The sequence below is a fragment of the Micromonospora saelicesensis genome, assembly GCF_900091575.1.
Lineage (GTDB): Bacteria > Actinomycetota > Actinomycetes > Mycobacteriales > Micromonosporaceae > Micromonospora > Micromonospora saelicesensis.
In genome coordinates this window covers 935,589-961,952 of the sequence record NZ_FMCR01000001.1, presented here as the reverse complement: position 1 = coordinate 961,952, position 26,364 = coordinate 935,589, and the positions used below count along the sequence as shown (strand labels likewise).

Sequence of the window (26,364 nt, the reverse complement as noted above, 5' to 3'; positions counted from 1 at the left end):
CCTGTTGGGGCGGGAGTACTCCTGAACCCTCCCCAGGGGCGGCCCCGGCGTTCGCACCGCGCCGGGGCCGCCCGCTCCACGCGGGGTGACCCGCACCGTCATTGTTGCGAAAGTTGTTCGCTTCTGTCCTGCTGACGGGGAAATCGGGTGGTCGGCGACCCGATCAGGCGTCGCTGGTGGTGATGAGCACCTTGCCCACAGTCGAGTCCTCCACCGCCTGGTGCGCCGCAGCCGCCTCCGCCAGCGGGTAGTAGTGCAGCGGCAGACCGGCGTCCGCGCCGACCCGGATGCCGCCCTGGCTGGCCGCCGCCGCCACGTCCTTCACGCCCTGCGCCTTGGCCGCCTTCGGCTCGGTGTAGACCAGGACGAACTGCCAGCGGGCGTTCGGCGCCATCATCGCCCGGATCGGGATGCTCACCTCGTCCCCGCCGTTGTCGGCGTACATGCAGACCGCGCCGCCGTGCCGCAGCACCCGTACGTCGACCGAGGCGTTGCGGGCGGGGGAGACCTCCACGATCGTGTGGACCCCGTCGGGGGCGATCTTGTGGACCTCCTCGACCACGTCCTGCTCCCGATAGTTGATCACGAAGGAGGCGCCGGCCGAGGCCGCGAGCTGGGCCTTCTCCGCGCTGCTCACCGTGGCGATCACCGTGGCGTCGGCCCACCGGGCGAGCTGGATCGCGGCGTTGCCGACCGCGCCCGCGCCGCCCTGCACCAGCACCGTGTGATCCGCCAGCGCGCCGGCTCGCAGCGTGTCCGGCATGAACTCGCCAGCGGTCAGACAGCGGTGCGCGGTGAGGAACGGGATGCCCAGGGCGGCGCCCAACTCGAACGGGGCGGGGCCGAGGCGCACCGCCTGCCGGACCGGCACCAGCGTGTACTCCGCCGTCGTGCCCCACTGTCGCTGCCAGGCGGCCTCCCAGACCCACACCCGCTCACCGATCAGGTCGGGGTCGACCCCCTCGCCGACCGCCTCGACCACCCCCGCGCCGTCCTGCCCGGGGATCTGCCACCCGTTCGGCGGGGCGTTGCGGCGGGACTTCCAGTCGGTCGGGTTCACCCCGGAGACCGCCATCCGCACCAGGACCTCGCCCGCACCCGGCTCGGGCACCGGCCGGTCGACCAGATCGAGCACCGAAGGGTCGCCGTTGCGCTCGTACACGATGGCCTTCATCCGTGGTCTCTACCCGGCTCGACCCGTGTCAACCCAGCTCGTCCACCAGCTCCGGGGTCAGCTCACCGATCGCGTTCAGCGTCGCCACCGCCAGCCCCGCGGCGTCCGGATCGAGCGGGTACGAGCCGTGCGGCACCGCCACCACCCGCATCCCCGCCGCCGCGGCGGAGCGCACCCCGTTGGACGAGTCCTCCACCGCCACACAGCGGGTCGGGTCGACACCGAGGCGCTGCGCCACGCTCAGGTACACGTCCGGTGCGGGCTTGCCCCGCTCGGTCTGCTCAGTGGAGAGGGTCGCACCGAACGCGTCGGTCAGGCCGGTCGCCGCCAGCGCCGCCTCGATCAGGCGGGTCGGCGACGAACTGGCCAACCCCAGCGGCCACCGCGCGGCCAGCCGGCGGACGACCTGGTCGGCGCCGTCGATGAGGGGTACGTGGTCCCGGTAGCGGCGGGTCATCTCCTCGACCACCTCGACGGCGACCTGCTCGGCGGTGCGGTCGACGCCCAGCTCACCGCTGAGATAGTGGGCCCACTCGCCGGTGCTCATCCCCATGAGCCGACGTTGCGTGTCCGGTTGCCACGTCCCGCCGTGCGCCGCCACGTACGCCCGGCGGACCTCCTCCCACACCGGCTCGGAATCCACGATCACGCCGTCCAGGTCGAAGACCACCGCATCAGTCACGGGCCCATCCTGCCCGACCGGTGGGTGCCCGGTCAGCCGGGCAACGCGGGCAGACCGAGCGGGCTGCCCTCGGGGAGCAGTGTGTGACCGGACCGGGCGATCGGCTCCAGCAGCTCCCGGAGCCGGTCCGTGTCGTGGGCGCCGAGCGCCTCCCACGGGTGCGCGGCGGCCCGGTCGGTGGCGTCCTCGATGGCCTGGAACTCGGCCCGGGCGTGGTCGGTGGCCGCGCCGTCGCCGGTCAGCCAGCCCCGCTCGGTGAGCCGCTCGCGGGCGGCGTGCCACTGCTCCTCGGACCAGCCCCGGCCCAGCAGGTACTGCGGCGGCGAACCGTCCAGCGCGACCCGCCCGGTCAGCGTCTCCACCGGGTCGAGGCCGGCGGCCACCAGCGCCGCCACGTGCCCGTCCCCCCGGTGCTCGCGCAGCGTGGTGGCGGCCTGCCAGAGCCGCGCCAGCGGGTACTCGCCGGCCGGGAGGGCCGCGTTGGCCGCGCCGAGCACCCGGCCGGCGGTCTGCGCCGCCGCGGCGGCCCGCTCCAGCAGGTCGGCGGCCTCCACCAGGTGCGACTCCGGAAGCTGGTAGGTCAGCTCGGCGAGCGCCTGCACGGCACCGGTCAGACGGGCGCGCAGCGCCTCCTGCGGGGTGGCCAACCGCCACACCGCCGGTAGTGCGCGGGCCACCATCGGCGGCGCGAAGTTGAAGAAGGCAGCGATCACCGGGGCCGCCTCGGCGGCTCCCAGCGGCGCGGCCCGGCCGGCGAAGTAACCGCGCCAGTAGCCGCGCAGCCCGACCGCCTCGTACGCGGCCCGGGCCCGGGGGTGGAGGTAGGTGACAGTGTGCACCGGCTCGAAGTACGCCCACATCGACCGGGCGGTCCGCCCAGGCTCGTCCAGCGCCGTCACATGCACCTCCGCGTCCCGGTTCCGGATGCTCACCCCGGGCGGCGAACCGCCCGGGGTGACGCCGAACCTACTGCCGCAGGGTGACGGGCCGGAAGCCCCATGTGAACAACTCCATCGCGTCCCGTCGACAACCGGGACGACCCGGACAGGTCACTGGGCGGCGAGTACGTCCACCACGAAGCGCAGCGGACCGGTCGGACGTCCACCGGCGGCGGCCTCGTCGTTGCCGTACGCCAGCTCGCCCGGGATGTCGAGCTGCACCCGGCTGCCCACTGTCACGCCGACCAGACCCTGGTCCCAGCCGGGGATGACCTGGCCGACGCCGATCGGGAAGGTGGCCGGCTGCCCGGACTTCCAGGAGGAGTCGAACTCCTTGCCGTCCTTGTAGAACACGCCCACGTAGTTGGTGGTGATGTTCTGGCCCTTCTGCACGGCCGGGCCCTTGCCCTGGATCACCGGGGTGACCGTGAGCTTCTTGAGGTCACCCGTGCCCGGCTTCACCGTCGGCTTGGTGCCCAGGGCCGGGTCGGCGCCCTCGGGCAGCTGCGGAGCGGGGGGTGCACCGGCCTCGTCGGGGGCCGGGGCGGAGGCGGACGGGGTGGCGTCGGCCTGGGTCTTGGGCTTGTCGTCGCCCCCGCCGATCGCCACGAAGACGGCGATCAGCCCTCCGACCACGGCAACGGCGAGGAGGCCGCTGGCCCACGCGTTGCGCTTCCGCCTCGCGTCGGCGGCCTTCTTCTCCGCCAACTGGGCGGCCAGGCGGCGCCCCGACTTGGTTGCCGGGCTCTGGTCCGGGCCCGTCTGCTGCGTCCGCTCGCTCACGTCGTCGACTCCCTGCTGCGAAGTGTGGCCGGCACCCGGTGCCGGGGGGAAAGCCGACGCACACGGTACCCGCACCGCGGCCTACCGTGCCCGCCGCGGACGCCTCGGATCGCCCAGCGCGACAGTTCCGGGGCTTTGCCGGGCGGTTATTCCGGGACGACCATGAAGTCGGTCACGAACGAGGTGACCCGGCCGTCGGCGGCACGGCCGATCCAGGTGCCGTAGCAGCCGTCGCCCCAGCCCGTGGACACGGTGACGACGTTGGCGCCGCTGGCCTCGTCCAACACGGCGCTGATCAGCCCCGGGACCGGGGACGAGGGCAGCTCGGTCGGGATGAAGACCTCCTCGACCCGGTCGGAGTCCCAGCTCTCCAGGACGGCGAGCGCGGTCGGGTCGGCGAGGGTGCCGACGCCGGCGTCCACCCCGTAGCCGAAGTAGTCGTCCGCGCCGAGCGTGGCGACGTCCTGGTCACCCGCGACGGCCGGCTCCCAGCGGATCGTCGGTTCCGCTGAGACGACCAGCTCCAGCGCGGCGACCCGGCGGTCCACCTCGGCGTCCTCCCGGAGCACCACCGCCACCCAGGCGCGGGCGGAATGCCGCCCCGGCGGCACGGTCACCGTGAACGGCTCGGCCTCCGGGCAGACCAGCGGGTCACACCCGACCACCTGGCCGGTGGGCAACACGATGTCGCCCACCGGGTGAACCTCGATCAGGTATCCGCCGTGCTGGTCGGTGAAGCGGGCGCCGGGCGTCAGTAACCGGTCCAGATCAGGGGTGTACGGCATGGGGGCTCCTCCGGTCGCCAGCGGCCGGCGGAGCGTACCCGGCGAGGCGGACACCGCCGCCGCTGCCGTACGGTCAGGCGCTCTTGCGGGGTGCGGTCTTGCGGGCGGCGGTCTTCTTCGCCGGCTCCGCCTTCTTCGCGGCGGTCTTCTTCGCGGCGGTCTTCTTCGCCGGCTCGGCCGCCTTCTTCTCGGCCGTCTTCTTCGCCGCCGTCTTCTTCGCGGGTGCCTTGGCCGCCTTCTTCTCGGCTGCCTTCTGCGCCGACCGGGCCGACGAGATGGGCGTCGGCTCGCCGCCGCCACCACCGCCGCGGGCTGGCTGCTCGCCGCGAGCCGCCTTGGCACGCTCCACCGAGGCCTTCAACGCCGCCATCAGGTCCACCGCCGCGGCCGGGGCCTCCTCGACCTCCTCCGGCTGGACGACCTCCCGACCCTCCACCTTGGCGTCGATGACCTCCTGCAACGCGGCCCGGTAGTCGTCGGTGAAGACGTCCGGCTCGAACTCGCCGGTCATCGAGTCGATCAGTGAGCTGGCCATGGCCAGCTCCGGCGGGCGCACCTTGAGGTCCTCGTCGAGGAACCCGAAGTCCGGGGTACGGATCTCGTCCGGCCAGAGCATGGTGTTGAGCAGCAGCACACCCTCGCGGACCCGCAGCGTGGCCAGCTGCTCCCGCTGGCGCAGCGCCACCTTGACGATGGCCACCCGCTCCGAGTCGATGAGCGCGTCGCGCAGCAGCACGTACGGCTTGGTCGCCGCGCCCTCCGGCTCGAGGAAGTACGCCTTGTTGTAGAGGATCGGGTCGACCTGCTCGGCCGGCACGAACTCCAGCACGTCGATGGCGCGGGAGCTGGTCAGCGGCAGGTCGGCGAAGTCCTCGTCGGTGAGGATCACCATTTCGCCGCCGCCGATGTCGTAGCCCTTGGCGATGTCGTCGTAGGTGACCTCTTCGCCGCAGACCGAGCAGGTGCGCTTGTAGCGGATCCGCCCGCCGTCCTCGCGGTGCACCTGGTGGAACCGAATGTCCTTCTCCTCGGTCGCGGAGTAGAGCTTCACCCCGATCGAGACGAGCCCGAACGACACGGCTCCCTTCCAGATGGCACGCATCCTGCGCTCCCTTCCCCGGTATCGACCATGCTCGCATCCGAAAGAACCGGACGCGAGGTGTTCGGGCTGCTACTACAGTCGGGTCGTGCCCGGCGCGCCGCTCAAGCCGATGCTCGCGATGACCGGGCCGCTCCCGGCGGGTGACGGCTGGGCCTACGAGTTCAAGTGGGACGGCGTCCGCGCCCTGGCCGACATCTCAGGTGGCGGTCAGCACCTGTATGCCCGTTCCGGCGTGGAGATCACCGCCGCGTACCCGGAGTTGGCCACCCTGCCCGAGCAGGTCGACGACGCGCTGCTCGACGGTGAGGTGGTGCTGCTCGGCCAGGGCGGGCAGCCGTCGTTCACCGCGCTGGCCGAGCGGATGCACGTCCGGGACCGGGCCAAGGCGGCCCGGTTGGCCGCCGTCATGCCGGTGACGTACATGATCTTCGACCTGCTCCGGCTGAACGGCGACGACCTGACCGGCTGGCCGTACGAGCGCCGCCGGGAGGCCCTCGACGCGCTCGCGCTCGGTGGCCTCCGGTGGGCGGTGCCGCCGACGTTCGCCGACGGGCCGGCCACCTACGAGGCGGCCGGAGAGCACGGCCTGGAGGGGGTGATGGCCAAGCGGGTCGGGGCCGTCTACCGCCCGGGGGTGCGCTCGCCGGACTGGGTGAAGGTCAAGCTGGAGGTGACCGGCGACTTCGTCATCGGCGGTTGGCGACCTGGCGCCCGCCGGATCGGCGGGCTGCTGGTCGGGGTGCCCGGCCCGGACGGCCGACTGATCTACCGGGGCCGGGTCGGCGGCGGGATCGGCGCGGCCATCGAGCGGCAGCTCCTCGCCGAGCTGGAGCCGCTGCGCTCCGGCGTGTCACCGTTCGCGCCGGGTGTGCCGCGCGAGGATGCGCGGGGCGCCATCTGGGTAACACCCCAGGTGGTGGTGGAGGTGAAGTACGGCCAGCGCACCCCCGACGGCCGGCTGCGCTTCCCCCGGGTGCTGCGGTTGCGCCCGGACAAGCCTCCGGAGGAGGTCGACGATGCCAGCTGAGCGGCTACGGGTGGACGTCGAGGGTCGCGCGCTTGAGCTGTCCAACCTGGACAAGGTGCTCTACCCGGCGGCCGGGTTCACCAAGGGTGAGGTGATCGACTACTACACCCGGATCTCCCCGGTGCTGCTGCCGCACCTGCGGGACCGGCCGCTCACCCGGATCCGCTTCCCCAACGGGGTGGACGACAAGTCGTTCTTCGAGAAGAACACGCCGGCCGCGACGCCGGACTGGGTACGGGTGGAGAACCTGCCCGCGCCGGGGTCGACGAAGGGCCGGGAGACCATCGACTACGTGGTCGCCGACGACCTGCCCACCCTGGTCTGGCTGGCCAACCTGGCCGCGTTGGAGCTGCACACACCGCAGTGGAAGGTGGGCGAACACCCGGACATGATGGTCGTCGACCTGGACCCGGGGCCGCCGGCCGGGCTCGCCGAGTGTTGCCCGGTGGCGGTCCTGATGCGCGACCGCCTCGCCGACGACGGCATCGAGTCGTACCCGAAGACGTCCGGCAAGAAGGGCATGCAGCTCTGCTGCCCGATTGCCGGCACCCAGCCGTCCGACCTCGTCTCCGACTACGCCCGGCGGATCGCCCAGGAGTTGGAGAAGGCCCACCCGAAGCTGATCGTGTCGAAGATGGCGAAGAACCTCCGACCGGGCAAGGTCTTCATCGACTGGAGCCAGAACAACGCGGCGAAGACCACGGTTGCGCCGTACTCGCTGCGGGCCCAGTCGGTGCCGTCGGTGTCGACGCCGCTGACCTGGGACGAGGTCGAGGCCGGCGCGCGCGGCCGGAAACCGGCCGTCCGCCAGTTCACCGCGGCCGAGGTCCTGGCCCGGGTCGAGGAGTACGACGACCTGCTCGGCCCACTGCTCGACGGCGGCCCGGAACTGCCGACCCGCTGACGCCTGCGAGGCCCGACGTCAACGGCGCAGCCGCCACCAGGCGCCGCCGACCAGGGCGACAGTGATGACGGTGACCGCGACGTCGCCGGCCAGGGCCGCCGCCGGGCTCGCCGGGGAGTACGGCGGGACCAGGTACGCGAACGCCGCGGCCGTGACCAGACCCGCGGTGCCGGCAACAAGCACGTGCCGCTGCCCCCAACCGTTGCCCGACGACCAGTACGCGATCAGGGCTCCGGCGGCACCGGCGAGTGCCAGCGCAAGGGCCACCCCCGCCCAGCCGGGCGTCAGGTCGGAGCCGAGGCGGACGAGGACGACCAACAGACCCACCCAGAGCGGATGCGGCACCCGGCGGGCCCGGCGCGGGCGGGCGCGGCGCCAGCGGGGCAGCAGGGCGACCGCGACAAGGGCGACGACCACCACGGCGGCGAAGGCCAGTTGGAGCCGGCTGGCCAGGAAGCCCTTGTCCTGGTTGATGTCCGAGAAGATCAACAGGCTGCCGAGCAGGTAGAGCACGCCGACCACGGCGAGACCGGGCCGGCCCAGCCACGGTCGGGGCCGCCGCTCCGGTGCGAGGAACGACTCGATGAGCACGATCGGCGCGCAGATGGTCAGCACGATGTGGTTGCCGACGTAGTCGAACGCCTGCCGGAGGCTGACGTCGAGCCCCGGCACCAGCGTCGCCTCGGCGGCGGCTCGGGTGTCGGCGTACTGGGTGTCGTCGAGGTAGTCGGGGTTGAACAGCGACTGGTCGACCAGGCCGGCCTGGAGGACGCCGAACGCGGCGGCGAGCAGCACGATGGTCGGCCAGCCCGCACCGAGGTGCCGTGCGGTCTCCCGGATGAGGATCGCCGCGCCGCCGTACATCGGGCCCAGGAAGATCAGCACCGGCAGGAAGTCGTCGATCGCGAAGCCACCCCACGAGCACTCGGCCGCCCACGGCGCGAGCAGCAGCAACGCGATCACCGGCAGAAGCCGTCGGCGCAGTGGGAGGCGGACACCGGCGGCGGGGCGGTCGGCGGCGGCATGGTCGCCGGCGACGGGGTCGGGTCCGGTCGGCATGGGCGCTCCTCGGCGGCGTTTCGAGATCGTTCCCTGCACAGTGCGCGGGCCAACCGGTCACCCGATACGGCCATCGGCCGACGACCGGTGCGACCAAAGTCGTTGAGTACTGTGGTGCCGACGTCGACCCGGGGAGCGTGGAGATGCAGCCAACCGTCACGGCCGACCTGACGGCCCGGCCCGTCGAGGCCGAACGTCCGCTGCTCAGCTACCGCGACGAGGCGACCGGCGAGCGCGTCGACCTGACCGCACAGCAGGTCGGTCAGTGGGCGGCCCGCAGCGCGAGCCTGCTGCGGGACGGCTGCGGTCTCGGCCCCGGCAGCCGCGTAGCGGTCCTGCTGCCGCCGCACTGGCGTACCGCTGCGGTGTTGTTGGGCGCCTGGGCCTCGGGCCTGGCGGTGTCGTTCCGACCGCGCGCCACCGCGGGCCTGGCGGTGCTCGAACCGGGCGGCGACCGGCCGTTCGATGCGGTCTTCGTGACGCCGGAGCGGCAGGACGACTGGCTGGAGGACGTGCCGGACGCGCCGCACCGCTATCTCGTCGGCACCGGGCCGGGACGGCTGGACGACGTGCCGTTGGGCTGGCTGGACTGGTCCGCCGAGGTGCTCCGGCACGGCGACGGCGCGCCCGACCACACCGCCATCCACCCGTCGGACCCGGCCACAGCGGACGGCACCACCTACGGTCAGTGGGGTGCGCTCGCCCAGGAGTTCGCCACGATGCTGGACCTGCGCGCCGGCGACCGCCTGCTGGTCGACGCCGCCGAGACCGAGCAGCCGCTGAAGTGGTTGCTCGCACCGCTGTCGGCCGGCGCGTCCGTGGTGATCAGCGCCAACCTCGACCCGGCGCGGCGGGACGCGGTCGTCGCCGCCGAACAGGTGACCCGGGTTCTCTGACCCTGCCGGAGCGGCCAAACAGCGCTGACCGGTCCGGTTCCGTTACATCGCCATCTGCCCTGCTCAGAGGGTCTTTTGTCGATGCCGTCGGCGTGTTCTCATACCCGAACAGCGACGTCATCGACCCCGCACCGCCTCCCTCATCGAAAGGTGCACCGATGCGCAGAAGACCGACCTTCCGACTGGCGGTCCTCACCGCCACCGCCGCGACGTTCCTGGCGTCGGGCGGTGCCTCCGGGGCGCTCGCCACGGCCGCGCCCGCGACCGCCTCCCCCGGCGTCACCGCGTGTGAGCCGGGCGCCGACGCGCACAGCGCCGCCCGGCTGGCCGAGGGCGCCACCGCCCAGGAGCCGGAGCTGTACTCCACCAACGAAGCCAACGCCTACGGCGTGATCAAGGACGCGCCGCGCCTGCCGAACGGCAGCGTCACGGTGCCGACGGTCTTCCACATGATCTCCGACCATCCGCTCACCGCAGCCGAGACGACCAGGTGGAACACCCTGATCGCCGCGCAGATGACGGTGCTCAACGACTCGTTCGCGGGCCGCACGGCCGGAGACGCCTCCAACACTCCGTTCCGGTTCTCGCTCGTCGACACGACGTGGACGGTGAACAGCGCCTGGTACACGGTCGTACCGGGCAAGAACGAGCGGGACATGAAGAAGGCGCTGTACACCGGCGACTCGGAGACCCTGAACGTGTACGCGGCCAACATCGGCGGCGGGCTGCTCGGCTGGGCGTACTTCCCGAAGGGCTACAACAACGGGCGCGACTACATCGACGGCGTGGTGATGCTCGACGAGTCGATGCCGGGCGGTACGGCCGGCAAGTACGCCCTGGGTGACACGCTGACGCACGAGGTCGGGCACTGGCTGATGCTGGAGCACACCTTCGCGCACGGCTGCTCCGCGTCCGGCGACTTCGTCGCGGACACCCCGCGCGAGGCGGCGCCGCAGTTCGACTGCCCGGTGGGTGCGGACTCCTGCACCGCGCCCGGGCTCGACCCGATCCACAACTTCATGGACTACACGCAGGACTCCTGCATGAACATGTTCACCGCCGGCCAGGCCGACCGGATGAGCGACGCCTGGGTGGCGTTCCGCGCCGGCGGGGCCGGATAGCCCACTGGAGGTCGGGGGCCGGCGGGTCGTTCCGCCGGCTCCTTCGGCTTCACCCTTCCGGTGGAGCCAGCTCGTTCCGCCGATCCTCACGTTCTGCCTGCTCCTACGCTTCGCCGAAGGCATCTGGCACTTTCATCGGCGGAGGACACATGGCGTCGGGGCGTACACGTCGGACACTGGTGGCGGTGGTCGCCGGTGGACTGTTCGCCCTCGGTGTGGTTGCGCCCGGCCCGGCGGCGGCGCCACCGCCCCGCGCGGCCCAGGTCGACGGCCCGACCGCTCCCGAACCGCGCGAGCCGCGCCCACCGCTGCTCCCCGCCGACTTTCAGGGCACCGGCCGGTACATCGTTCGGGACCTCGGCATCGACGTGCCGTTCTCCTGGCAGGGCCGCGACGGCAACAGCCAGATGACCGCCGGCGGCCCGGAGCACCCGATCTGGTTTACGAACCTGATCTACGAGAACACGCTCTACACGCTCACCTACAGGTGGCCGAACATTCCGCTGTTTCCGCCCCGCGCGTGCAGCAAGGTGCCGGGGTTCTTCAACCGGCAGATCTTCAACGACAAGCTGAAGACCGCCCGCTACGTGGGGCCGGAGATTCTGCAAGGTGAGGAGGACCGGCACGTGGATCACTGGCGGGTCGGGGTGGTCGGCGGTTCCACAGTGCCGGGGGAGTTCTTCCGTTTCCCGATCGCGCTCGGCGACATCTACGTCGACCAGCACGACCCGAGCCGGTGGTGGCAGGTGTTGCAGTTCGGCCTGCAGAACCTCTTCGACCCGGAACTGGACGAGTGGTTCACCATGGACACCTTCGACCACCGCCCCGGCGAGGTCACCCTCCCCGACCGCTGCCCACCCCCCACGTCGTAACCCGTCGACTGCGTCTCCGCTGCGTCTCCGCTGCGTTGCCACTGCGTTGCCACTGCGTTGCCACTGCGTTGATCAAGAGGTTTGCGTCATCGATCGGCCTGATGATGACGCAAACTTCTTGATCAACATGGGCGGGGTCAGGGCCGGGGGGCCGGGTTCGGTTACAGGGCGAACAGCAGGGCGGCGTTCAGGAGGACGACGAGGGCGGTGGCGAAGTGGATGCCGAAGGCGACAGCCTTCGTCCCGCCGTTGCGCAGCACGATGACGGTGTCGCCCAGCGGGACGAGCGCGACGATCAGCATGAACCACGCGACCGCGTCGGCGGTGGTGAAGGCGATCAGGGTGAGGCCGAGCAGCCCGAAGGTGAGGTCCTTCAGCCCTTTGACCGTCAGGTAGGCGGGGTCACCGTCCGGCCTGGCCGGTACGCCGTACCCGGCGGCCGCGGCCTGCGGCACCAGCAGGAACCGGGCGCCGATGAAGGCGACGAAGAGGCTGAGTACGACGGCGAGCCCGTAGGCGAGGGGTGCCAGCATGAGTCTGCTCCATTTCCTAGCGGTGCTAGATATGGGAGCGACGCTAGCAGAGCATCGGCAGGAACGCTAGCGGTGCTAGGATTGCTGTCATGTCGACACACGGGCGCCGGGAGCGCGAGCGGGCGGAACGGGAGCAGGCGATCATCACCGCGGCACGCGACCTGGCGTTGGCTGAAGGCTGGGACGCGGTGACCACCCGCCGGCTCGCCGCCGAGATCGAGTACAGCCAGCCCGTCCTCTACAGCCACTTCAAGGGCAAGGACGCCATCATGGCGGCGGTCGCCGTCGAGGGGTTCGCCGAGCTGGCAACCGCACTGGTCTCGGCCCGGGCCTCCGCCCCCGACCCCCGGCAGGCCGTCGCCGACGTGGCAGCCGCGTACGTCGCGTTCGCCCAGCAGCGGCCCGCGATCTACGACGCGATGTTCACCCTCGCCGTGGACCTGCCGTTCGCCACTCAGGACGTCCCGACGGACCTGGCCCGAGGCTTCGCCGAACTGGCCGAGACGGTGCGCCCGGTCGCCGGGGACGACGACCTGGAGACGGTCACCGAAACCTTTTGGGCCGGCCTGCACGGCCTGGTCACACTGATGCGCAGCGGCCGGCTCCGCCGCGCCGACCACGACCGCCGGCTGGCGGTGCTGGTGGACCGCTTCTCCCGGTGAGCGTTGCCGGTCAGGGCTGAGTCGGTCGTCGCGCGCACGGCGCGAGGTGGTCGGTGGGAAGGGCGCACCGAGCGCCGCCGGGCAGTGGTCGATCACAGAAAACCCAATGTCGTACGCCCTGCTGGTCCTCCGCCGAGACCGTCACCCCGCCCGGCTCGACCCGCGCGCTGAGCCGGACCAACACCCGAGCGGCGGTACGCGCGAAGATCCGGGCGCGCAGCAGGTCAGGCGCGGTGATCGGCAGGTGGATCACCCAACGGTCGCTCATTGGTAGCGGCGCCGTTCGAGGAGCTGCCAGGGCTGCGCCGACTCTTCCCGCCTGCTCGTCGGAGGTGGCTCGTCGCGTCGGCTCGCCCACCGACTCGTTTGGTTGCGCACGTGGCTGTCCTTCGTCGGATGGGATCGACGTGCAGGGGCGGTCTCCGCCGGTTGCGTTCGGCGGAGACCGCCCGCCCGCAGCCGTCCGGGGGGTACGGCAGCAGGGCCGCGCCGGGGGAGCGCGGCGGGTGGGGTCTCGACGGGTCGGATCCCGGCGGCGATGCGAGACCAGTACGAGAGGCGCCAACCGACCGCAGCAGCACCGCATCACCGAGAGCGACGCTACCGACACTGAGTCACCTATGTCAAGAACGTCTCCGAGTCATCTACCCACCTATGTCACTCGCACTACATACGTTGCCTGCGTCGAAGCGGCTGATCAATACTGGGCGAGCCAACCGACTGCAAGGGACTCCACGTGCCTATCCCGCCCACAATGGACGAGCTGCTCGACGATCTCCTGAAGAAGATCAAGGACGGGACCTATTCGCCTGGGTCCCAGCTCCCGTCCGGGCGCGTGCTGGCAGACGAGTACGACGTCTCGCAGTCCACGATCAGTCGTGCGGTGGGGAAGCTGCGGAAAGAGGGCGTGCTCGTTGGACGTCCTGGGCGCGGGGTCTTCGTCGCGGAATCCCGCAAGCGCTGACGCTCGCCGCCCACTCGGAGCAAGCTGGGTGGGCCGCCCGCTCGGGGTGCGCTGGGCGAGGCCGGCCGACCGGGACGCTCTGGGTGAGGCCGCCCGCTCGGGTGCGCTGGGCGAAGGCCGGCCGACCGGAGTTGCCCGTGGTCGCCGTCCACGCCGGACGGGCGATTCGTCTACGGCATCAGCTCCATAGCGAGCGCGAGAGACACCTCGTCCCTGCCCCGCGCCCGCGCCCAACCCACTGATCGACTCGGGTTTCAGGAAACCGGGGCATCGGAGCGCCCCGGACACCGCGACTTCCTGAAAACCGAGTCGATCAAGGCCGGAAAGCGAGTTGATCAAGGCCGCGCGGGTCAGTCGACGGTCGGTAGCTTCGGGCCGAGGACGTCGTCGGCGTCGACGATCGTGTACGCGTAGCCCTGCTCGGCGAGGAAGCGCTGCCGGTGTGCCGCGTACTCCGTGTCGATCGTGTCCCGGGACACCACAGTGTAGAAGTGCGCCTGCCGGCCGTCGGCCTTCGGCCGGAGCACCCGACCGAGCCGCTGCGCCTCCTCCTGGCGTGACCCGAACGTCCCGGACACCTGGATCGCCACCGCCGCCTCGGGCAGGTCGATCGAGAAGTTGCCGACCTTCGAGATGACCAGGGTGCGCAACTCACCGGACCGGAACGCGTCGAACAGCCGCTCCCGCTCCTTGTTCGTGGTCGAGCCCTGGATGATCGGCGCGTCGAGGTACTCGCCGAGCTGGTGCAGCTGGTCGATGTACGCGCCGATCACCAGCACCTGGTCGTCCGGGTGCCGGTCGACCAGCGCCTTGACCACCGGCAGCTTGGTGCGGGCGGTCGCCGCCATCCGGTAGCGCTCCTCCGCCTCCGCCGTCGCGTACGACATCCGCTCCGCGTCGGTCAGCGTCACCCGGACCTCGGTGCACTCGGCCGGTGCGATCCAGCCCTGCGACTCGATGTCCTTCCACGGCGCGTCGTACCGCTTGGGCCCGATCAGGCTGAACACGTCACCCTCGCGGCCGTCCTCGCGTACCAGAGTCGCAGTGAGGCCCAGCCGGCGGCGGGCCTGGAGGTCCGCGGTGAACCGGAAGATCGGCGCGGGCAGCAGGTGCACCTCGTCGTAGACGACCAGGCCCCAGTCGCGGGCCCCGAAGAGGTCCAGGTGGGTGAACGCGCCGCCGCGCCGCGAGGTGAGCACCTGGTACGTGGCGATGGTGACCGGGCGGATCTCCTTGCGCTCGCCGGAGTACTCGCCGATCTCCTCCTCGGTCAGCGAGGTGCGGGCGATCAGCTCCCGCTTCCACTGCCGGCCGGCGACCGTGTTGGTGACCAGGATCAGGGTGGTCGCCTTCGCCTCGGCCATCGCCGCCGCGCCGACCAGGGTCTTGCCGGCGCCGCAGGGCAGCACCACCACCCCCGACCCACCGGCCCAGAACGCCTCGACGGCCTCCCGCTGGTACGAGCGCAGCGTCCACGGCTTGCGCCCGTCCTTGCCGGCCTCGGCCAGCTCGATCGGGTGCGCCTCGCCGTCGACGTAACCGGCCAGGTCCTCCGCCGGCCAGCCCAGCTTGAGCAGTGCCTGCTTGAGCCGGCCACGCTCGGACGGGTGCACCCGGATGGTGTCGTCGTCGATCTTGTCGCCGAGCATCCCGGCGAGCTTCTTGCTCTTGGCCACCTCGATCAGCACCAGCCGGTCCAGTGCGCGCAGCACCAGCCCGTACGCCGGGTCGTTGGCGAGCTGGAGCCGGCCGTACCGGTCCATCGTCTCGGCCACGTCCACCAGCAGCGCGTGCGGCACCGGGTAGCGGGAGTACTTGAGCAGCGAATCCACGACACCCTCGGCGTCGTGCCCCGCCGCGCGGGCGTTCCACAGACCCAACGGGGTCAGCCGGTAGGTGTGCACGTGCTCCGGCGAGCGTTCCAGCTCCGCGAACGGCGCGATCGCCATTCGGCAGGCCTGCGCGTCGGGGTGGTCGATCTCCAGCAGCAGGGTCTTGTCCGACTGCACGATCAGTGGTCCACCGCTCACGCCAGCGTCCTCTCCTCGGTTGGCCGACCGGCCGAAACGGGTCGCATACCCGCTGCTGGCCGACCATCCAGTGTTGCACGGTGCGGGACGGCGGAAGAAAGATGCTCACCGGGCGCAACCGTGACGGCACTCACGAACGTCTAGTAAAGGGACGACTGTCTGGGGAGGGCCCATGAAGCATGTCCGGAACACTTCCCGGCTGGTTGCCCTCGTGGTGGTCGTGCTGGTCGGCGCGGGAGCGTGCGCGTTCGATCCGCAGTCCGGCGGGAGTGGTGGCGGGGGAGCCGCCCCAGCCGGTGCGGCGGAACACGCAACGGGGGCGGGCGACACACCCGGGCCCGACCAGCACGGCCGGCCCACCCCGGCCACGCCCACCCCGAAACCCTCCCGGAAACCCACGCCGAAGCCGACCCGGCCGGCACCCACGAAAACCCCCGGCGCCGGTACGCCGACCATCGCCGGCTGCCCCCAGGGGCAGCACCAGCGAGCGGTGGAGACCCACCTGGCCCGGTTGGGCGGGTTCGGGGCGGTGACCGTGGACGGTCGGCAGTCTGCCGCCGACTGCGCGGCGATCAAGAAGTTCCAGAAGAGGTACGGCATTCGCCCCGTCGAGGGTCGCGCCGGACCAACCACCCTCGACGTGGCCCAGCGCCTCGCCACCACCGACACGACCCGCTGCAAGGCCGGCACCGGCACCACGTTCTGCGTGGACCTGACCCGGCAGACCGTCTGGGCGCTCCGCGGCGGCAAGGTGATCATGGCACCGACGGTGACCCGCACCGGCATGTCCGGCTACCGCACCCCGGCCGGCACGTACGCCGTCAACTACCGCAACCCCAAGGAGTGGTCCAACCCGTACGAGGTGTGGCTGCCGTACTGGCAGCACTTCACCCAGGGGATGGGCTTCCACGAGACCACCACCTACCTGCACGACAAGTCGATCGGCTCGCACGGGTGCGTCAACCTGCTGCACGCTGACGCCGTCCGGATGTGGGAGCTCGGCAAGGTCGGCACCCGGGTGGTGCTGATCGGCCGGCGCCCCGGCACCTGAGTGACACGGAGCGAATCGCGGCGATAACCCCCTGTCCGACCAGACTTTCGAGTGTCACCCTTGGAGTCCAGGACCGGACCGGGCGGGGAGGCTGGGGATGACGGTCGACCGTGACGTGATCGCGGAGCACGAGCACGCACCACCCGACGAGGTGTCCCGAGCGACGGTGATCGCGTACGCCGTCGCGGCGACCCTCCTCCTCGGGTGGTTCCTCTTCGGCTGGCTGGTGCTCCAGCAGGGCTTCGTCGATTCGGTCGGAGAATCCGCCGGCGCCGGCTTCGCGCTGCTGCTGATCATCTCGGTGGTCGGCACCGTACGCCGCAGCCGCCGCTGACCGACGGCGCCCGCGCGGTGGCGCCTTCGGTCAGTCCGCCACCACCGCCGCGGTGATCCGGTGCAGCGCGAACGTGTGCAGCATCTCGGTCCGTTCGTCCTCGGCCCGCAGGTAGCCGGCACCGATCGAGACCGGCTTGAGCAGGCGTGACGCCGTCGCCCCGTGCGCGTCGACGTAACCCACCCAGACCAGCGCCTTGTCCCGGACCGCCTGCTGGAGCACCGCCAGGGCCTCGCTGTGGGTGTGCGCCGGCACCGGGCCGCCGCCCAGCCCGGGCGCACCGCCGCGCACCACCGCCGGCGCCCGTCGGGCGGCCCGCGCCGCCGCGTCGCCTCGCCGGATGTGCTCCACCACGCCGAGCAGCCGGGGCATGGGCAGCTTCGGGGCGGCCAGCGGGTCGATCGTCCGGGTGGTCACCGACACCCGGGGCGGGGCCCGTCGGATTCGTGGCCGGGCCAGCACCGTGCTGCCGGTGCCGTCCTCCTGCACCGGGGCGTACCCCGCGTCGCGCAGCGCACCAAGCAGCCGACCAACCTGGTACTGCGTACACAGCACCGTCGGCGCGAGCCGGCGCAGCGCCAACGACTCCAGCCGCCGGTCGGCCAGCACCTCGCTGATCAGCGTCTCGTCGTCGCTGCGCAGGTACGCCCCGGCCAGGCCGACCCGCAGCCCGCCGTGCTTACGGGCCACGTCGTCGATCAGGTAGGTGAGCCCCTGCGGCACCGGGGTACGCGACCGGCGCCGGAACACGTCATGCAGGTCGTCGGCCGTGTAGCCGGAATCCAGGGCCCGCCGCACGCTCGCCGTGGTGACCCGGTGCACGCTGGCCCCGCCGGCCGACTCCAGCTCGGTCATCGCCTCCAACTCGACGGCGAGCGCCGGCTCGGGTGGGCCGGGCACCACCACGGTCAGGTCGGCCTGCACCAGGAAGTGGTCGACCGGTGCGGGCAGCAGGGCGTCCAGCGCCCGCGCGGCACTGGACGGGTCGCCGCTCTCGACGTCGGCGTGCACGCCCAGCGGGTCGTCACCCCGCTCGTCGGTCGACGTCAGGTCCCCCAGCAGCAGCCGACTGTACGAGGTGAGCGCCCCCAGCCCCGTCACGCCCAGCTGTGCGGCCTCGGCCAGCACCTCCCGGTGGGCGGCGTCCCGGCCCCGGCTGCGACGCGGTGCCCGCCAGTCCAGCAGCTCCTGCACCTCCTCCGGGGTGGGAGCCGTCGCCGGCTCCAGATCGGCGAGTACGCCGAGCACCGCCCGTCGGGTGGCCGGCACGCTGGCCCGCTCGGCCTCGGCGGAGAGCGCGGTGATCGGCCGGTCCCGGTCGTCACGGCGGCCCACCAGCCCCACCTGCCGGGTCATGGTCAGCCACGCTCGGGCGAGCTGCTCCCATCGTTGGGCCAGCGAGGCGGCCCGCCACACCTCGTACCCGCCGGTCGGCAGCACCTGCTGATCCGCCCCGTACCGACCGGTGGTCGTGCCGGGCATCTCCAGCTCACCGAGGAGCCCCGCCGCGTACGCCACCTCCAGCAGCAGCGCGGTGGTCGGTTCGTCCAGCCCGGCGGTACGCGCCAACCGGCGCAGGTCCCGTACACCGATGCCACCCGAACGCAGCACCGGCGCGGGCTCGTCGGCGAGCTGCTCCAGCAGCCCTTCGGTGTGTCGGACCACCTCCATGGTCTGCCCGGCCCCGGCCGAGTCGACCGCCTTCGGCTCGCGCGGCGCGGCGGCCACCGGCGGTGGGCTGGTACGCAGCGGCCCGAGCGGGCCGGTGTCGCGGCGCAGCAACAGGCCGACCTCGCGGGGCAACTCCACCGTTCCGCTGGCCGTGGACGAGCCGGTCGTCACCGGGACCAGCAGTCGGTTGTCGACGAGCCACCGCACCGGGGAGCCGGTCGGTGCGCCACCGTTGGTCGGGTCGGAGAGGACCGGGTCCGCCGCGCCGAGCGGCGGCGCCTGCAACGCCCCCGGCGGCACGCTGCCCACCGGCGGGCCGGCCGCCAACCGGTCCAGGATCGCCCGGGCCGAGGGTGGGGCGGCGAGCACCGTCCGTCGGAGCTTCGCCGGGTCCGCGCAGAGCGCCGCCGTGCGCGGGTCCAGCTCCGCGGCCGGTCGGCCGAGCCCAGCGGGGTACGGGGAGACCTCGTCGACGGCGGGCAGCACCTGGAGCGCGTGCTCCGGGCCGTACAGCAGGAAGAGCGCACGCAGTCGGCCCACGGCGGCCCGGACGGCCGTCGGAGCCGGCGGTTGCGGCCCGGCGGTCGCCATCGCGAGCACGGTGTCGGTGGCCGTGGTGCCGTCGTCCGGATTCCGGGTGAGACGGGCGGCGTCGAGGATCTGGAGGGTGAACTGGTCCAGACCGTCCAGCGCGCGGGCCACCGAGACCCGGGACTGGGCCCGGATGGCCAGGGCGGAGACGTCGGCTGGCACGGGCACGACGAGGTCGGGCCGCAGCTGGAGGAGCGCGGCCAGTGACTCGTCGGGCAGCGACCGCAGGTGGTCGGCGAGTGAGGTGGTCATCGTCTTTCCACGCTAGCCCGGCACCGGGCTTCCCCGCCCCTCGGACGTCCGGTCGACTGGGAGTAGCCGGTACGTTTCTCGACATGCCCGCACTGACCGTCGGATTCGACCTCGACATGACCCTGGTGGACTCCCGCCCCGGCATCGCCGCGGCGTACCGGGCGCTGACCGCGAGGACCGGTGTGCCGGTCGACGCCGAACTGGCGGTGTCCCGGCTCGGGCCGCCGCTGCGTACCGAGATCGCGCACTGGTTCCCGCCGGAGCAGGTCGAGTCGGCCGTGCGGGTGTATCGCGAGCTCTACCCGGCGTACGCGATCACCCCGACGCTCCTGCTGCCCGGCGCGCGGGAGGCCATCGACGCGATCCGTGCGCGGGGTGGCCGGGTGCTGGTCGTCACGTCCAAGATCGGCCGGCTGGCCCGGTTGCACCTGGACCACCTCGGTCTCACTGTCGACGAGTTGGCCGGCGACCTGTTCGCCGAGCAGAAGGCGACCGCTCTGCGGGAGCACGGCGCGACCCACTACGTCGGTGACCATGTCGCGGACATGGTGGCGGCGGCAGCGGCCGGGGTGCCCGGCATCGGTGTGGCAACCGGCCCCTGCTCCTCCGACGAGCTGCGCGCGGCTGGCGCGGAAGTGGTGCTGGACGAGCTCACTGAATTCCCAGCGGCGCTCGACGGGATGATCCAGCTAGCCTTGGAGCAGTAGCGGCTCAAGTGAAGCAGGGGTTTTCAGGTGCCTACGGGTCGAGTGAAGTGGTACGACACGGCCAAGGGATACGGCTTCGTCACGAGTGACGAGGGCGGCGACGTGTTCCTGCCCAAGGGGGCGCTGCCGGCGGGTGTCACCGACCTCAAGGGTGGCCAGCGGGTCGACTTCAGCGTGGTGGACAGCCGTCGGGGCTCGCAGGCCATGGGGGTCAAGCTGCTGGACGCGCCGCCGTCGATGGCAGAGCTGCGCCGTCGGCCGGCCGAGGAGCTGCACGGCCTGGTCGAAGACATGATCAAGGTGCTGGAGGCGAAGGTCCAGCCGGACCTGCGCCGGGGTCGGTACCCGGACAAGAAAGCCGCGCAGAAGATCGCTCAGCTGGTCCACGCGGTGGCCCGCGAGCTGGAGGTCTGAGGCACCAGGCCGGCGGTGGCGGCCCGGTCGAGCAGTGCCGCCACCGCGGCGAAACCGGCCTCGCCCAGGTCCGCGGTGAACTCGTTGACGTAGAGGCCGATGTGCCGGTCGACCACGTCGAGCTCCATCTCCTGGGCGTGCGCCAGCACGTACTCCCGGCTGGCCGCCGGGTCCGCCCAGGCCTGCCGGACCGACTCGCGGACCCAGCTGGCCGCGGCCTCCGGGTCGACCGCCCCGCGTCGGGCCAGGATCGCGCCGAGGGGGATGGGCAGGCCGGTGTCGGCCTCCCACCATTCGCCCAGGTCGACCAGGGCGCTCAGACCGTGCCGGTGGTAGGTGAACCGTGCCTCGTGGATGACCAGCCCAGCGTCGTAGCGCCCAGCCGCCACGCCCGGCATGATCTCGTGGAACGGAACCACCTCGATCCGGGCCGGCGGTCGCCCGGCCGACCAGAGCCGGAACAGCAGGTACGCGGTCGTCCGGTCGCCCGGCACCGCCACCGTGGCACCGGTCAGGTCGGTGCGGTCCGGCCCGCCGTCACGGTCGCCCCTGGTGAGCACCAGCGGACCGCAACCGCGACCGAGGGCGCCGCCGCAGGGCAGCAGGTGGTAGTCGTCGAGCAGCCAGGGCAGCGCCGCGAAGCTCACCTTCACCAGGTCGAACGCGCCCCGCTCGGCCGCCGTGTTGGTGACGTCCACGTCGGCGTACGTCACCTCGACCGGCGGCGCGCCGGGCACCCGCCCGTGCACCAGGGCGTGGAAGACGAACGTGTCGTTGGGGCAGGGCGAGATCGCCAGGGAGAGCGCCACACCCTCACCGTAGCCCCGCCCTCAGCCCGGGCCCGCGCCCACCCCACGACTGTGATCCGGAACCGTGATGCGCAGCTGTGATCCGGGGCTGTGATCTGCAGGCTGTGATCTGCAGCTGTGGTCTGCGTCGGAGCGTGGCGGCGGCGCGAACTGCGGCGGACGCCGCCGGGTGGAACAACGCGTGGAATCGACCGGCCCAGCAGGGTCGGGCACCCACCCCAGTCTCCCTTTGGAGCTGATGTCGTAAACGAATCGCCCGGAGTCGGTGACCGTGGTCCGGAGCTCGGGCCAACGGTGCGAGCTCGCAGACTAGGAACCCCGGCAAAGGCCCAGGCCCAGACCCAGGGGCACCCAGACCCAGACCCAGGGGCACCCAGACCCAGACCCAGACCCAGACCCAGACCCAGACCCAGACCCAGACCCAGACCCAGGGCCGGGGCCGGGGCCGGGGGATCTTGCCCGGGGGCCCGAGAGGGTGGTGATGCCGCAAACGAGTCAGCTCCAAAGGGGGTCGCGGGAGTTAGGTCATCCACCGGTGGGCGGGGTTGTCCACAGCGTTATCCACAGCTCGGTGCAGGGTGTTGATAGCTCGCTGACCAGCCGGGAACATCGGCCTGTGACCGAGGTGAGTGACCACACCGACGAGGCCGGCGGAGCCGATCTCGGGCAGGCGCTCCGCGCGTTGCGTCGGCGGGCCGATCTGAGTCAGCGGCAGTTGGCCGAGAAATCCGGGGTGCCGCAGCCGACGCTGGCCCGGATCGAGTCGGGGCGGTCGGCCGATCCCCGATTCCGGACAGTGGAACGCCTCGTCCAGGCGGCGGGTGGGACGTTGGCCGTTGGCGTCCCGCCATCCATCTCCGGCCTCGCCGAGCCCACGCCGGTCCCGCATGACGACATGCGGGACGAGGCGGGCCGCCGATACCCGGCTCACCTGGACGTCTGGCCGGTCCACGAGCCTCGGGACTGGCCCGGTGCCTGGTGGGCGGAGTGGTACCGGTTGCCGCCCGAGCGGTATCCGCTCCCGCTGCCACCGGCCGCGTACGAGCTGAACCGGCGCTATCGCGACAACCGGCGGTGGGCTGACGAGGTCCGGCGGACCGCGCGGGTGCGCCGGGTGATCAGTAGCGACCTGCCGGTCACCTGCTGGCGATACGTCGCCGAGCTTCCCGACGGCACGCTTGTCGGTGAGCTGCGGGCCCATGAGCGGAGCCCGTTCCTGGAGTTCGGGGAGTGGCATCCGGGCATGCCGGAGCGGGAGATGGTGCTCGACGGCGTGCTTGTCGACGCCCGGTACCGGCGGTTGGGGCTCGGGCGTCGGCTGGTCACCGCGCTGGTGACCGCGATGCGCGAGGAGGGTATCGACGACGCGGTCGCTATCGCCGAGGGATCCGGCACCGACCTGCTGCTGGCGTGCAGCTTCGAGATCGAGGCACCCCGCCCAGCCGCACTGCGCCTGGGCCACCCGGGCAAGCGCTGGTTTTCCTGAACATCGTCCGGGCCAGCGCAGTGCCGGGCCAGCGCAGTGCCGGGTCAGCGCAGCGCCGGGGCTGCTGCGGTCAGGGCGGCCAGGGCTTCGCGCAGCCGCCAGGCGTCCCGGTCGCGGGGCCCGATCGGGTTGGAGATGGTGCGCAGTTCGGCGAAGGGCACCCCGGCCTGCGCCGCGGCGACCGCCACGCCGTACCCCTCCATGGCTTCGGCGACCGCTTCCGGATGCCTCCGGCGCAGCTCGTCAGTGCTGGCCGTGGTGCCGGTGACGGTGCTGACCGTGAGCACCGGGCCGGCCGTGGCCGTCGGGAGGGCGGCTCGCAGTGCCGCCAGCAGGCCCGGGTCCGCCGGCACCCTGCTGCCCGCGCCGAGCAGCGCGGACGGCATGCCCAGCTCGTCGACCGGGATGAAGCCGTCGGGCGACTCTGCGCCCAGGTCGGCGGCGATACTGGCGGTGCCGAGGACCGTGTCGCCGACCTCGGCCCGCCCGGTGAAGCCGCCGGCCACGCCGGCGCTGACGACCGCACGGTACGGGCGGCCGGCGGCCTCGGCCAGCGCCAGCAGCCGGGCGGTGGCGGCACCGGCGACGGCCGGACCCACACCGATCGGGGTGACGGTCACGGTGGGGTCGGTCAGCCCGGCGCGGACCGCGTCCGCCTCGGCTGGGACCGCCGTCACCACCAGCAGACCGGTCACGAGAGTGAGCCGGGGGACTCGCGGCGGGTTTCGTCGTCGACCGCGCCACCCGGGCCGCCAACGGCCGACGACGGGCGGTAGATGTGGTAGCCCGGCGGGGCTGGGCTCGGGTCGTCGTACTGCGGTGAGCTGGTCTGCGCCGGCGCCGGTGAGGTTGGTGTGGGGTCCCCGGGCTGCTCGTCCGCCGGCTCGTCCTCGGTCAACTCGTCGTCACCGAGCGGTCGGCCGGCCAGCTTCTCGCCGCGCAGCCGGGCGGCGGCCAGCACACCCCGGATCGCGGCGAGTACGCCGACTCCGGCGGCCACGGCGATGCCCATCCGACCGTCGAACGGCACCAGCCCGAGGCCGCCGCCGGCGACGAAGGCGAGCATCAGCACAGTCTCGGAGTGGGCGAAGGAGCTGGCCCGCAACCGTTCCGGGATGCGTTCCTGGATCGAGGCGTCCACCGCCAGCTTCGCTATCCCACTGGCCAGCGCGGCGACCAGGCAGAGCAGGGCGACCATCAGCAGCGAGAATTGGATGACGGCGAGCACCGCCACCCCGGCCACGATGATCATGCTGCTGGACTGGATGGCGGTCGGTCGGTGGATGCGCAGTCGGGTGCCGATGGCGGTCGCCAGGAAGGTGCCGACCGCGAGCGCGCCGCCGACCACGCCCAACGCCCACTCGGCACCCAGATCCCGACCGAACACCACTGTGGTCAGGTCGCCCTTCTTGATCGCGAAGGCGAGGAAGAGCAGCAGGAAGCCGTAGAGCGCGCGTAGCGTCGCCGCGCCGATCAGGGTGGCGATCACCAGCCTGCCGGCCGGTCGGCCCCGGCCCAGCGGTCGGTCGCCGCGGCGGCGGCCCAGCGCGCGTAGTGGCCGGGGGACCCGCTCCGGTGGCTCCGAGTCGGCCTTCGGCGGCAGCCGCAACGAGATCACCATGCCGATCAGGAAGATCAACGACGCGACCCTCAGCGGCCACTGCGGCCCGAACCAGAACGCGGCCAACCCGATCGGGGCCACCAGCGCACCCGCGACCGTGCCGTAGACGCTGGCCCGGGCACCCACCTGGGACAGCCCGAGCCCTTCCGGCAGCAACCGGGGCACCGCCGCGGAGCGGGCCACGCCGTACGCCCGGGAGAGCGCGAGCACCCCGAACGCGGCCGGGTAGAGCCCGAAGCCGTGGATGTAGTCGGAGATCAACCAGGCCAGGAAGGCGCGGCCGAGCATCGTCGCGGCCAGGGCGTACCGCCGGCCGTGCCGGAAGTGATCCAGCAGCGGGCCCACCACCGGGGCGAGCATCGCGAACGGCACCATGGTCACCAGCAGGTAGAGCGCCACCTTGCTGCGGGCCTCGCCGAGCGGCACGTTGAAGAAGATCGTGCCGGCCAGACCGATGGCGATCAGGGTGTCGCCGGCACAGGAGAGCGCGTGCAGGTCGAACAGGCGAACCATGCCGACCTCGCCGCCGGCACCCCGGGCCCGGGCCCGCCCGGCCCGGCGGGTCACCCAGCGGCCGCTGCCCACCGAACCGCGCAACAGCAGACGGACGGCGCGAATGCCGGTGCCGACGGTCCGCCCGAGGACGGAACGCCCGGAGCGGGAGTACGACGGCATGTGCACCATCCTCGCCCATCTGATCCGGGTACGCCGCACCACCGCTGGGAAAGGTTCCCCGGGAGTCCCTGTCACCCCTGCGAGGCGCATGGGGAACAATGGTCGGGTGACCAGGCCCGCCTCCACCCGTGCCGCCCGTCTCGACCAGGTCTGCGCCGCCGCCGTCGAGGTGGCCCGCGCCGGCATCACCGAGGTGGACGCCGACGATGTCGGCGACCACCTGCAGGTCGTGGCCGAGGGTGATCGGCTGGTCACCCACTACTTCGAATGTCGCCTCGCCGGCTACAACGGCTGGCGGTGGGCGGTCACCGTCACCCGGGTGCCGCGCAGCAAGACGGTGACCATCTGCGAGACGGTGTTGCTGCCCGGCCCGGACGCGCTGCTCGCGCCCGGTTGGCTGCCCTGGCAGGAGCGACTCAAGCCGGGCGACCTGGGTCCGGGTGACCTGCTCCCGACCTCGCCCGACGACGATCGACTGGTCCCCGGTTACCTGCTCTCCGACGACCCGGCGGTCGAGGAGACGGCGTGGGAGCTGGGCCTCGGGCGCGCCCGGGTGCTCTCCCGCGAGGGCCGCATCGAGACGGCGCAGCGCTGGTACGAAGGTGACCACGGCCCCGCCGCGGCCATCTCGACCGCCGCACCGTCCGCCGCCCGCTGCGGCACCTGTGGCTTCTACCTGCCGCTGGCCGGTGCGATGCGGCAGGCCTTCGGGGCGTGCGGCAACTTCTACGCCCCCGACGACGGTCGGGTGGTGAGCGCCGATCACGGGTGCGGCGCGCACTCCGAGACGTTGATCGAGGCGGCCGAGACCGCTGTCGACGAGTTGCCCACGGTGTACGACGACAGCGCGGTGGAGGCCATGTCGGTCAGCCGGGCTCCGGGCTCGGTGGAGGCGGCTGAGCCGGCGGAGCCGTACGGGCACTCCTGATCGTCCGCGCCGGAGTGCTCCGGTGCGGCCAGCTCACCTCGCGCGGCGGCGGCGTCTGTTGGCGTCGTGCCGCATCATCACGGCGAGCCCCGGGAAACCCCACAGGAAACCGGCGAGGCAGGTCCAGAGCCAGTTCTGGTGACCGTGGTCGGTCAGCCAGCCCCGGAAGAAGATCAGCAGGACCAGCCCGGCCACCGCCCACGCGATCAACCCGGCGAGGGCGAACGGCACCATCGGCGGATCCAGTGGTGCGGGCCGCGGTGGCTGCTCGTTCGGCATTCGGCAAGCGTACG

The 26,364-nt window shown here is 72.2% G+C and carries 28 protein-coding genes; 13 read left to right on the top strand and 15 right to left on the bottom strand.

Annotated elements, in window-relative coordinates:
- Positions 1 to 163: 163 nt before the first annotated feature.
- The 6 genes from GA0070561_RS04565 to ku all read right to left on the bottom strand — a co-directional run bounded on the left by GA0070561_RS04565 (position 164) and on the right by ku (position 5,464).
- Complete coding sequence (locus tag GA0070561_RS04565) at positions 164 to 1,174, bottom strand: NADPH:quinone reductase (RefSeq protein WP_091395337.1); 1,011 nt, start codon at positions 1,172 to 1,174, stop codon at positions 164 to 166.
- A gap of 28 nt (positions 1,175 to 1,202) precedes the next feature.
- Positions 1,203 to 1,856 (bottom strand): HAD family hydrolase, encoded by a 654-nt coding sequence (locus GA0070561_RS04560; protein WP_091395335.1) that lies wholly within the window; start codon positions 1,854 to 1,856, stop codon positions 1,203 to 1,205.
- A 32-nt stretch (positions 1,857 to 1,888) separates the two neighbouring features.
- Positions 1,889 to 2,716 (bottom strand): SCO6745 family protein, encoded by an 828-nt coding sequence (locus GA0070561_RS04555; RefSeq protein WP_091397372.1) that lies wholly within the window; start codon positions 2,714 to 2,716, stop codon positions 1,889 to 1,891.
- Positions 2,717 to 2,905: 189 nt separating this feature from the next.
- On the bottom strand, positions 2,906 to 3,577 hold the full coding sequence (locus tag GA0070561_RS04550) for an FKBP-type peptidyl-prolyl cis-trans isomerase (protein ID WP_091395332.1): 672 nt from the start codon (positions 3,575 to 3,577) through the stop codon (positions 2,906 to 2,908).
- Positions 3,578 to 3,723: 146 nt separating this feature from the next.
- Positions 3,724 to 4,362, bottom strand: a complete 639-nt coding sequence (locus tag GA0070561_RS04545; protein ID WP_091395329.1) for a DUF4241 domain-containing protein — start codon at positions 4,360 to 4,362, stop codon at positions 3,724 to 3,726.
- A 73-nt stretch (positions 4,363 to 4,435) separates the two neighbouring features.
- Complete coding sequence (gene ku, locus GA0070561_RS04540; protein WP_091395326.1) at positions 4,436 to 5,464, bottom strand: non-homologous end joining protein Ku; 1,029 nt, start codon at positions 5,462 to 5,464, stop codon at positions 4,436 to 4,438.
- Positions 5,465 to 5,549: 85 nt separating this feature from the next.
- On the opposite strand from ku, the gene ligD (GA0070561_RS04535) reads away from it, so the two are divergent.
- Both ligD (GA0070561_RS04535) and ligD (GA0070561_RS04530) read left to right on the top strand, forming a co-directional pair.
- Positions 5,550 to 6,491: a non-homologous end-joining DNA ligase gene (ligD, locus tag GA0070561_RS04535; protein ID WP_091395323.1), complete on the top strand. Its 942-nt coding sequence runs from the start codon at positions 5,550 to 5,552 to the stop codon at positions 6,489 to 6,491.
- On the top strand, positions 6,481 to 7,395 hold the full coding sequence (ligD, locus tag GA0070561_RS04530; RefSeq protein ID WP_091395320.1) for a non-homologous end-joining DNA ligase: 915 nt from the start codon (positions 6,481 to 6,483) through the stop codon (positions 7,393 to 7,395). Before ligD (GA0070561_RS04535) ends, ligD (GA0070561_RS04530) begins: the two co-directional genes overlap by 11 nt.
- A gap of 18 nt (positions 7,396 to 7,413) precedes the next feature.
- Here ligD (GA0070561_RS04530) and GA0070561_RS04525 read toward each other — a convergent pair whose 3' ends face one another.
- On the bottom strand, positions 7,414 to 8,454 hold the full coding sequence (locus GA0070561_RS04525) for a hypothetical protein (protein WP_208603682.1): 1,041 nt from the start codon (positions 8,452 to 8,454) through the stop codon (positions 7,414 to 7,416).
- Between the two features lie 143 nt (positions 8,455 to 8,597).
- On the opposite strand from GA0070561_RS04525, the gene GA0070561_RS04520 reads away from it, so the two are divergent.
- The 3 genes from GA0070561_RS04520 (at position 8,598) to GA0070561_RS04510 (ending at position 11,343) form a co-directional block, all read left to right on the top strand.
- Complete coding sequence (locus tag GA0070561_RS04520; RefSeq protein WP_091397366.1) at positions 8,598 to 9,350, top strand: TIGR03089 family protein; 753 nt, start codon at positions 8,598 to 8,600, stop codon at positions 9,348 to 9,350.
- Between the two features lie 158 nt (positions 9,351 to 9,508).
- Positions 9,509 to 10,471: a zinc metalloprotease gene (locus tag GA0070561_RS04515; protein ID WP_091395317.1), complete on the top strand. Its 963-nt coding sequence runs from the start codon at positions 9,509 to 9,511 to the stop codon at positions 10,469 to 10,471.
- 149 nt (positions 10,472 to 10,620) lie between these two features.
- The gene (locus tag GA0070561_RS04510) at positions 10,621 to 11,343 is read left to right on the top strand and encodes a hypothetical protein (RefSeq protein ID WP_141710313.1); all 723 of its coding nucleotides are present in this window, start codon (positions 10,621 to 10,623) and stop codon (positions 11,341 to 11,343) included.
- Positions 11,344 to 11,504: 161 nt separating this feature from the next.
- Here the strand turns inward: GA0070561_RS04510 and GA0070561_RS04505 are convergent, their stop codons facing one another.
- Positions 11,505 to 11,876, bottom strand: a complete 372-nt coding sequence (locus tag GA0070561_RS04505; protein WP_091395311.1) for a DUF4267 domain-containing protein — start codon at positions 11,874 to 11,876, stop codon at positions 11,505 to 11,507.
- A gap of 89 nt (positions 11,877 to 11,965) precedes the next feature.
- On the opposite strand from GA0070561_RS04505, the gene GA0070561_RS04500 reads away from it, so the two are divergent.
- A complete protein-coding gene (locus GA0070561_RS04500; RefSeq protein WP_091395308.1) occupies positions 11,966 to 12,538 on the top strand; it encodes a TetR/AcrR family transcriptional regulator in 573 nt (190 codons plus the stop codon).
- A gap of 10 nt (positions 12,539 to 12,548) precedes the next feature.
- Here the strand turns inward: GA0070561_RS04500 and GA0070561_RS04495 are convergent, their stop codons facing one another.
- Positions 12,549 to 12,806, bottom strand: a complete 258-nt coding sequence (locus tag GA0070561_RS04495; protein ID WP_091395305.1) for a hypothetical protein — start codon at positions 12,804 to 12,806, stop codon at positions 12,549 to 12,551.
- Between the two features lie 486 nt (positions 12,807 to 13,292).
- On the opposite strand from GA0070561_RS04495, the gene GA0070561_RS04490 reads away from it, so the two are divergent.
- Positions 13,293 to 13,502 (top strand): GntR family transcriptional regulator, encoded by a 210-nt coding sequence (locus GA0070561_RS04490; protein ID WP_091395302.1) that lies wholly within the window; start codon positions 13,293 to 13,295, stop codon positions 13,500 to 13,502.
- A gap of 350 nt (positions 13,503 to 13,852) precedes the next feature.
- Here GA0070561_RS04490 and GA0070561_RS04485 read toward each other — a convergent pair whose 3' ends face one another.
- Positions 13,853 to 15,532, bottom strand: a complete 1,680-nt coding sequence (locus tag GA0070561_RS04485; protein ID WP_091395299.1) for a DNA repair helicase XPB — start codon at positions 15,530 to 15,532, stop codon at positions 13,853 to 13,855.
- A gap of 172 nt (positions 15,533 to 15,704) precedes the next feature.
- Between GA0070561_RS04485 and GA0070561_RS04480 the strand changes: the two genes are divergently transcribed.
- Both GA0070561_RS04480 and GA0070561_RS04475 read left to right on the top strand, forming a co-directional pair.
- Complete coding sequence (locus tag GA0070561_RS04480; RefSeq protein WP_091395296.1) at positions 15,705 to 16,583, top strand: L,D-transpeptidase family protein; 879 nt, start codon at positions 15,705 to 15,707, stop codon at positions 16,581 to 16,583.
- Positions 16,584 to 16,680: 97 nt separating this feature from the next.
- Positions 16,681 to 16,917: a hypothetical protein gene (locus GA0070561_RS04475; RefSeq protein WP_091395293.1), complete on the top strand. Its 237-nt coding sequence runs from the start codon at positions 16,681 to 16,683 to the stop codon at positions 16,915 to 16,917.
- 30 nt (positions 16,918 to 16,947) lie between these two features.
- Here GA0070561_RS04475 and GA0070561_RS04470 read toward each other — a convergent pair whose 3' ends face one another.
- Positions 16,948 to 19,431: a helicase-associated domain-containing protein gene (locus GA0070561_RS04470; protein WP_091395291.1), complete on the bottom strand. Its 2,484-nt coding sequence runs from the start codon at positions 19,429 to 19,431 to the stop codon at positions 16,948 to 16,950.
- An 83-nt stretch (positions 19,432 to 19,514) separates the two neighbouring features.
- On the opposite strand from GA0070561_RS04470, the gene GA0070561_RS04465 reads away from it, so the two are divergent.
- The gene (locus GA0070561_RS04465; RefSeq protein WP_091395288.1) at positions 19,515 to 20,138 is read left to right on the top strand and encodes an HAD family hydrolase; all 624 of its coding nucleotides are present in this window, start codon (positions 19,515 to 19,517) and stop codon (positions 20,136 to 20,138) included.
- 27 nt (positions 20,139 to 20,165) lie between these two features.
- Positions 20,166 to 20,552 (top strand): cold-shock protein, encoded by a 387-nt coding sequence (locus GA0070561_RS04460; RefSeq protein ID WP_053658827.1) that lies wholly within the window; start codon positions 20,166 to 20,168, stop codon positions 20,550 to 20,552.
- On the opposite strand, the gene GA0070561_RS04455 is transcribed toward GA0070561_RS04460, so the two are convergent.
- Positions 20,513 to 21,361, bottom strand: coding sequence for a 1,4-dihydroxy-6-naphtoate synthase (locus GA0070561_RS04455; protein WP_091395285.1), 849 nt, complete (start codon positions 21,359 to 21,361; stop codon positions 20,513 to 20,515). The genes GA0070561_RS04460 and GA0070561_RS04455 overlap by 40 nt on opposite strands.
- A gap of 616 nt (positions 21,362 to 21,977) precedes the next feature.
- Here GA0070561_RS04455 and GA0070561_RS04450 point away from each other — a divergent pair.
- Positions 21,978 to 22,847 carry a helix-turn-helix domain-containing protein gene (locus GA0070561_RS04450; protein WP_244166057.1) on the top strand — a complete coding sequence of 290 codons (870 nt, stop codon included), beginning with the start codon at positions 21,978 to 21,980 and terminating at the stop codon, positions 22,845 to 22,847.
- Between the two features lie 44 nt (positions 22,848 to 22,891).
- On the opposite strand, the gene GA0070561_RS04445 is transcribed toward GA0070561_RS04450, so the two are convergent.
- Together GA0070561_RS04445 and GA0070561_RS04440 are read right to left on the bottom strand one after the other, a co-directional pair.
- The gene (locus GA0070561_RS04445) at positions 22,892 to 23,542 is read right to left on the bottom strand and encodes a futalosine hydrolase (RefSeq protein ID WP_091395282.1); all 651 of its coding nucleotides are present in this window, start codon (positions 23,540 to 23,542) and stop codon (positions 22,892 to 22,894) included.
- Entirely contained in the window at positions 23,539 to 25,143 is a 1,605-nt protein-coding gene (locus tag GA0070561_RS04440) for an MFS transporter (protein ID WP_091395279.1), read from the bottom strand. Before GA0070561_RS04440 ends, GA0070561_RS04445 begins: the two co-directional genes overlap by 4 nt.
- An 88-nt stretch (positions 25,144 to 25,231) precedes the next feature.
- On the opposite strand from GA0070561_RS04440, the gene GA0070561_RS04435 reads away from it, so the two are divergent.
- Positions 25,232 to 26,071, top strand: a complete 840-nt coding sequence (locus tag GA0070561_RS04435; protein WP_091395276.1) for a DUF3027 domain-containing protein — start codon at positions 25,232 to 25,234, stop codon at positions 26,069 to 26,071.
- 33 nt (positions 26,072 to 26,104) lie between these two features.
- Here the strand turns inward: GA0070561_RS04435 and GA0070561_RS04430 are convergent, their stop codons facing one another.
- Positions 26,105 to 26,350, bottom strand: coding sequence for a DUF2530 domain-containing protein (locus GA0070561_RS04430; RefSeq protein WP_091395273.1), 246 nt, complete (start codon positions 26,348 to 26,350; stop codon positions 26,105 to 26,107).
- Positions 26,351 to 26,364: the final 14 nt, after the last annotated feature.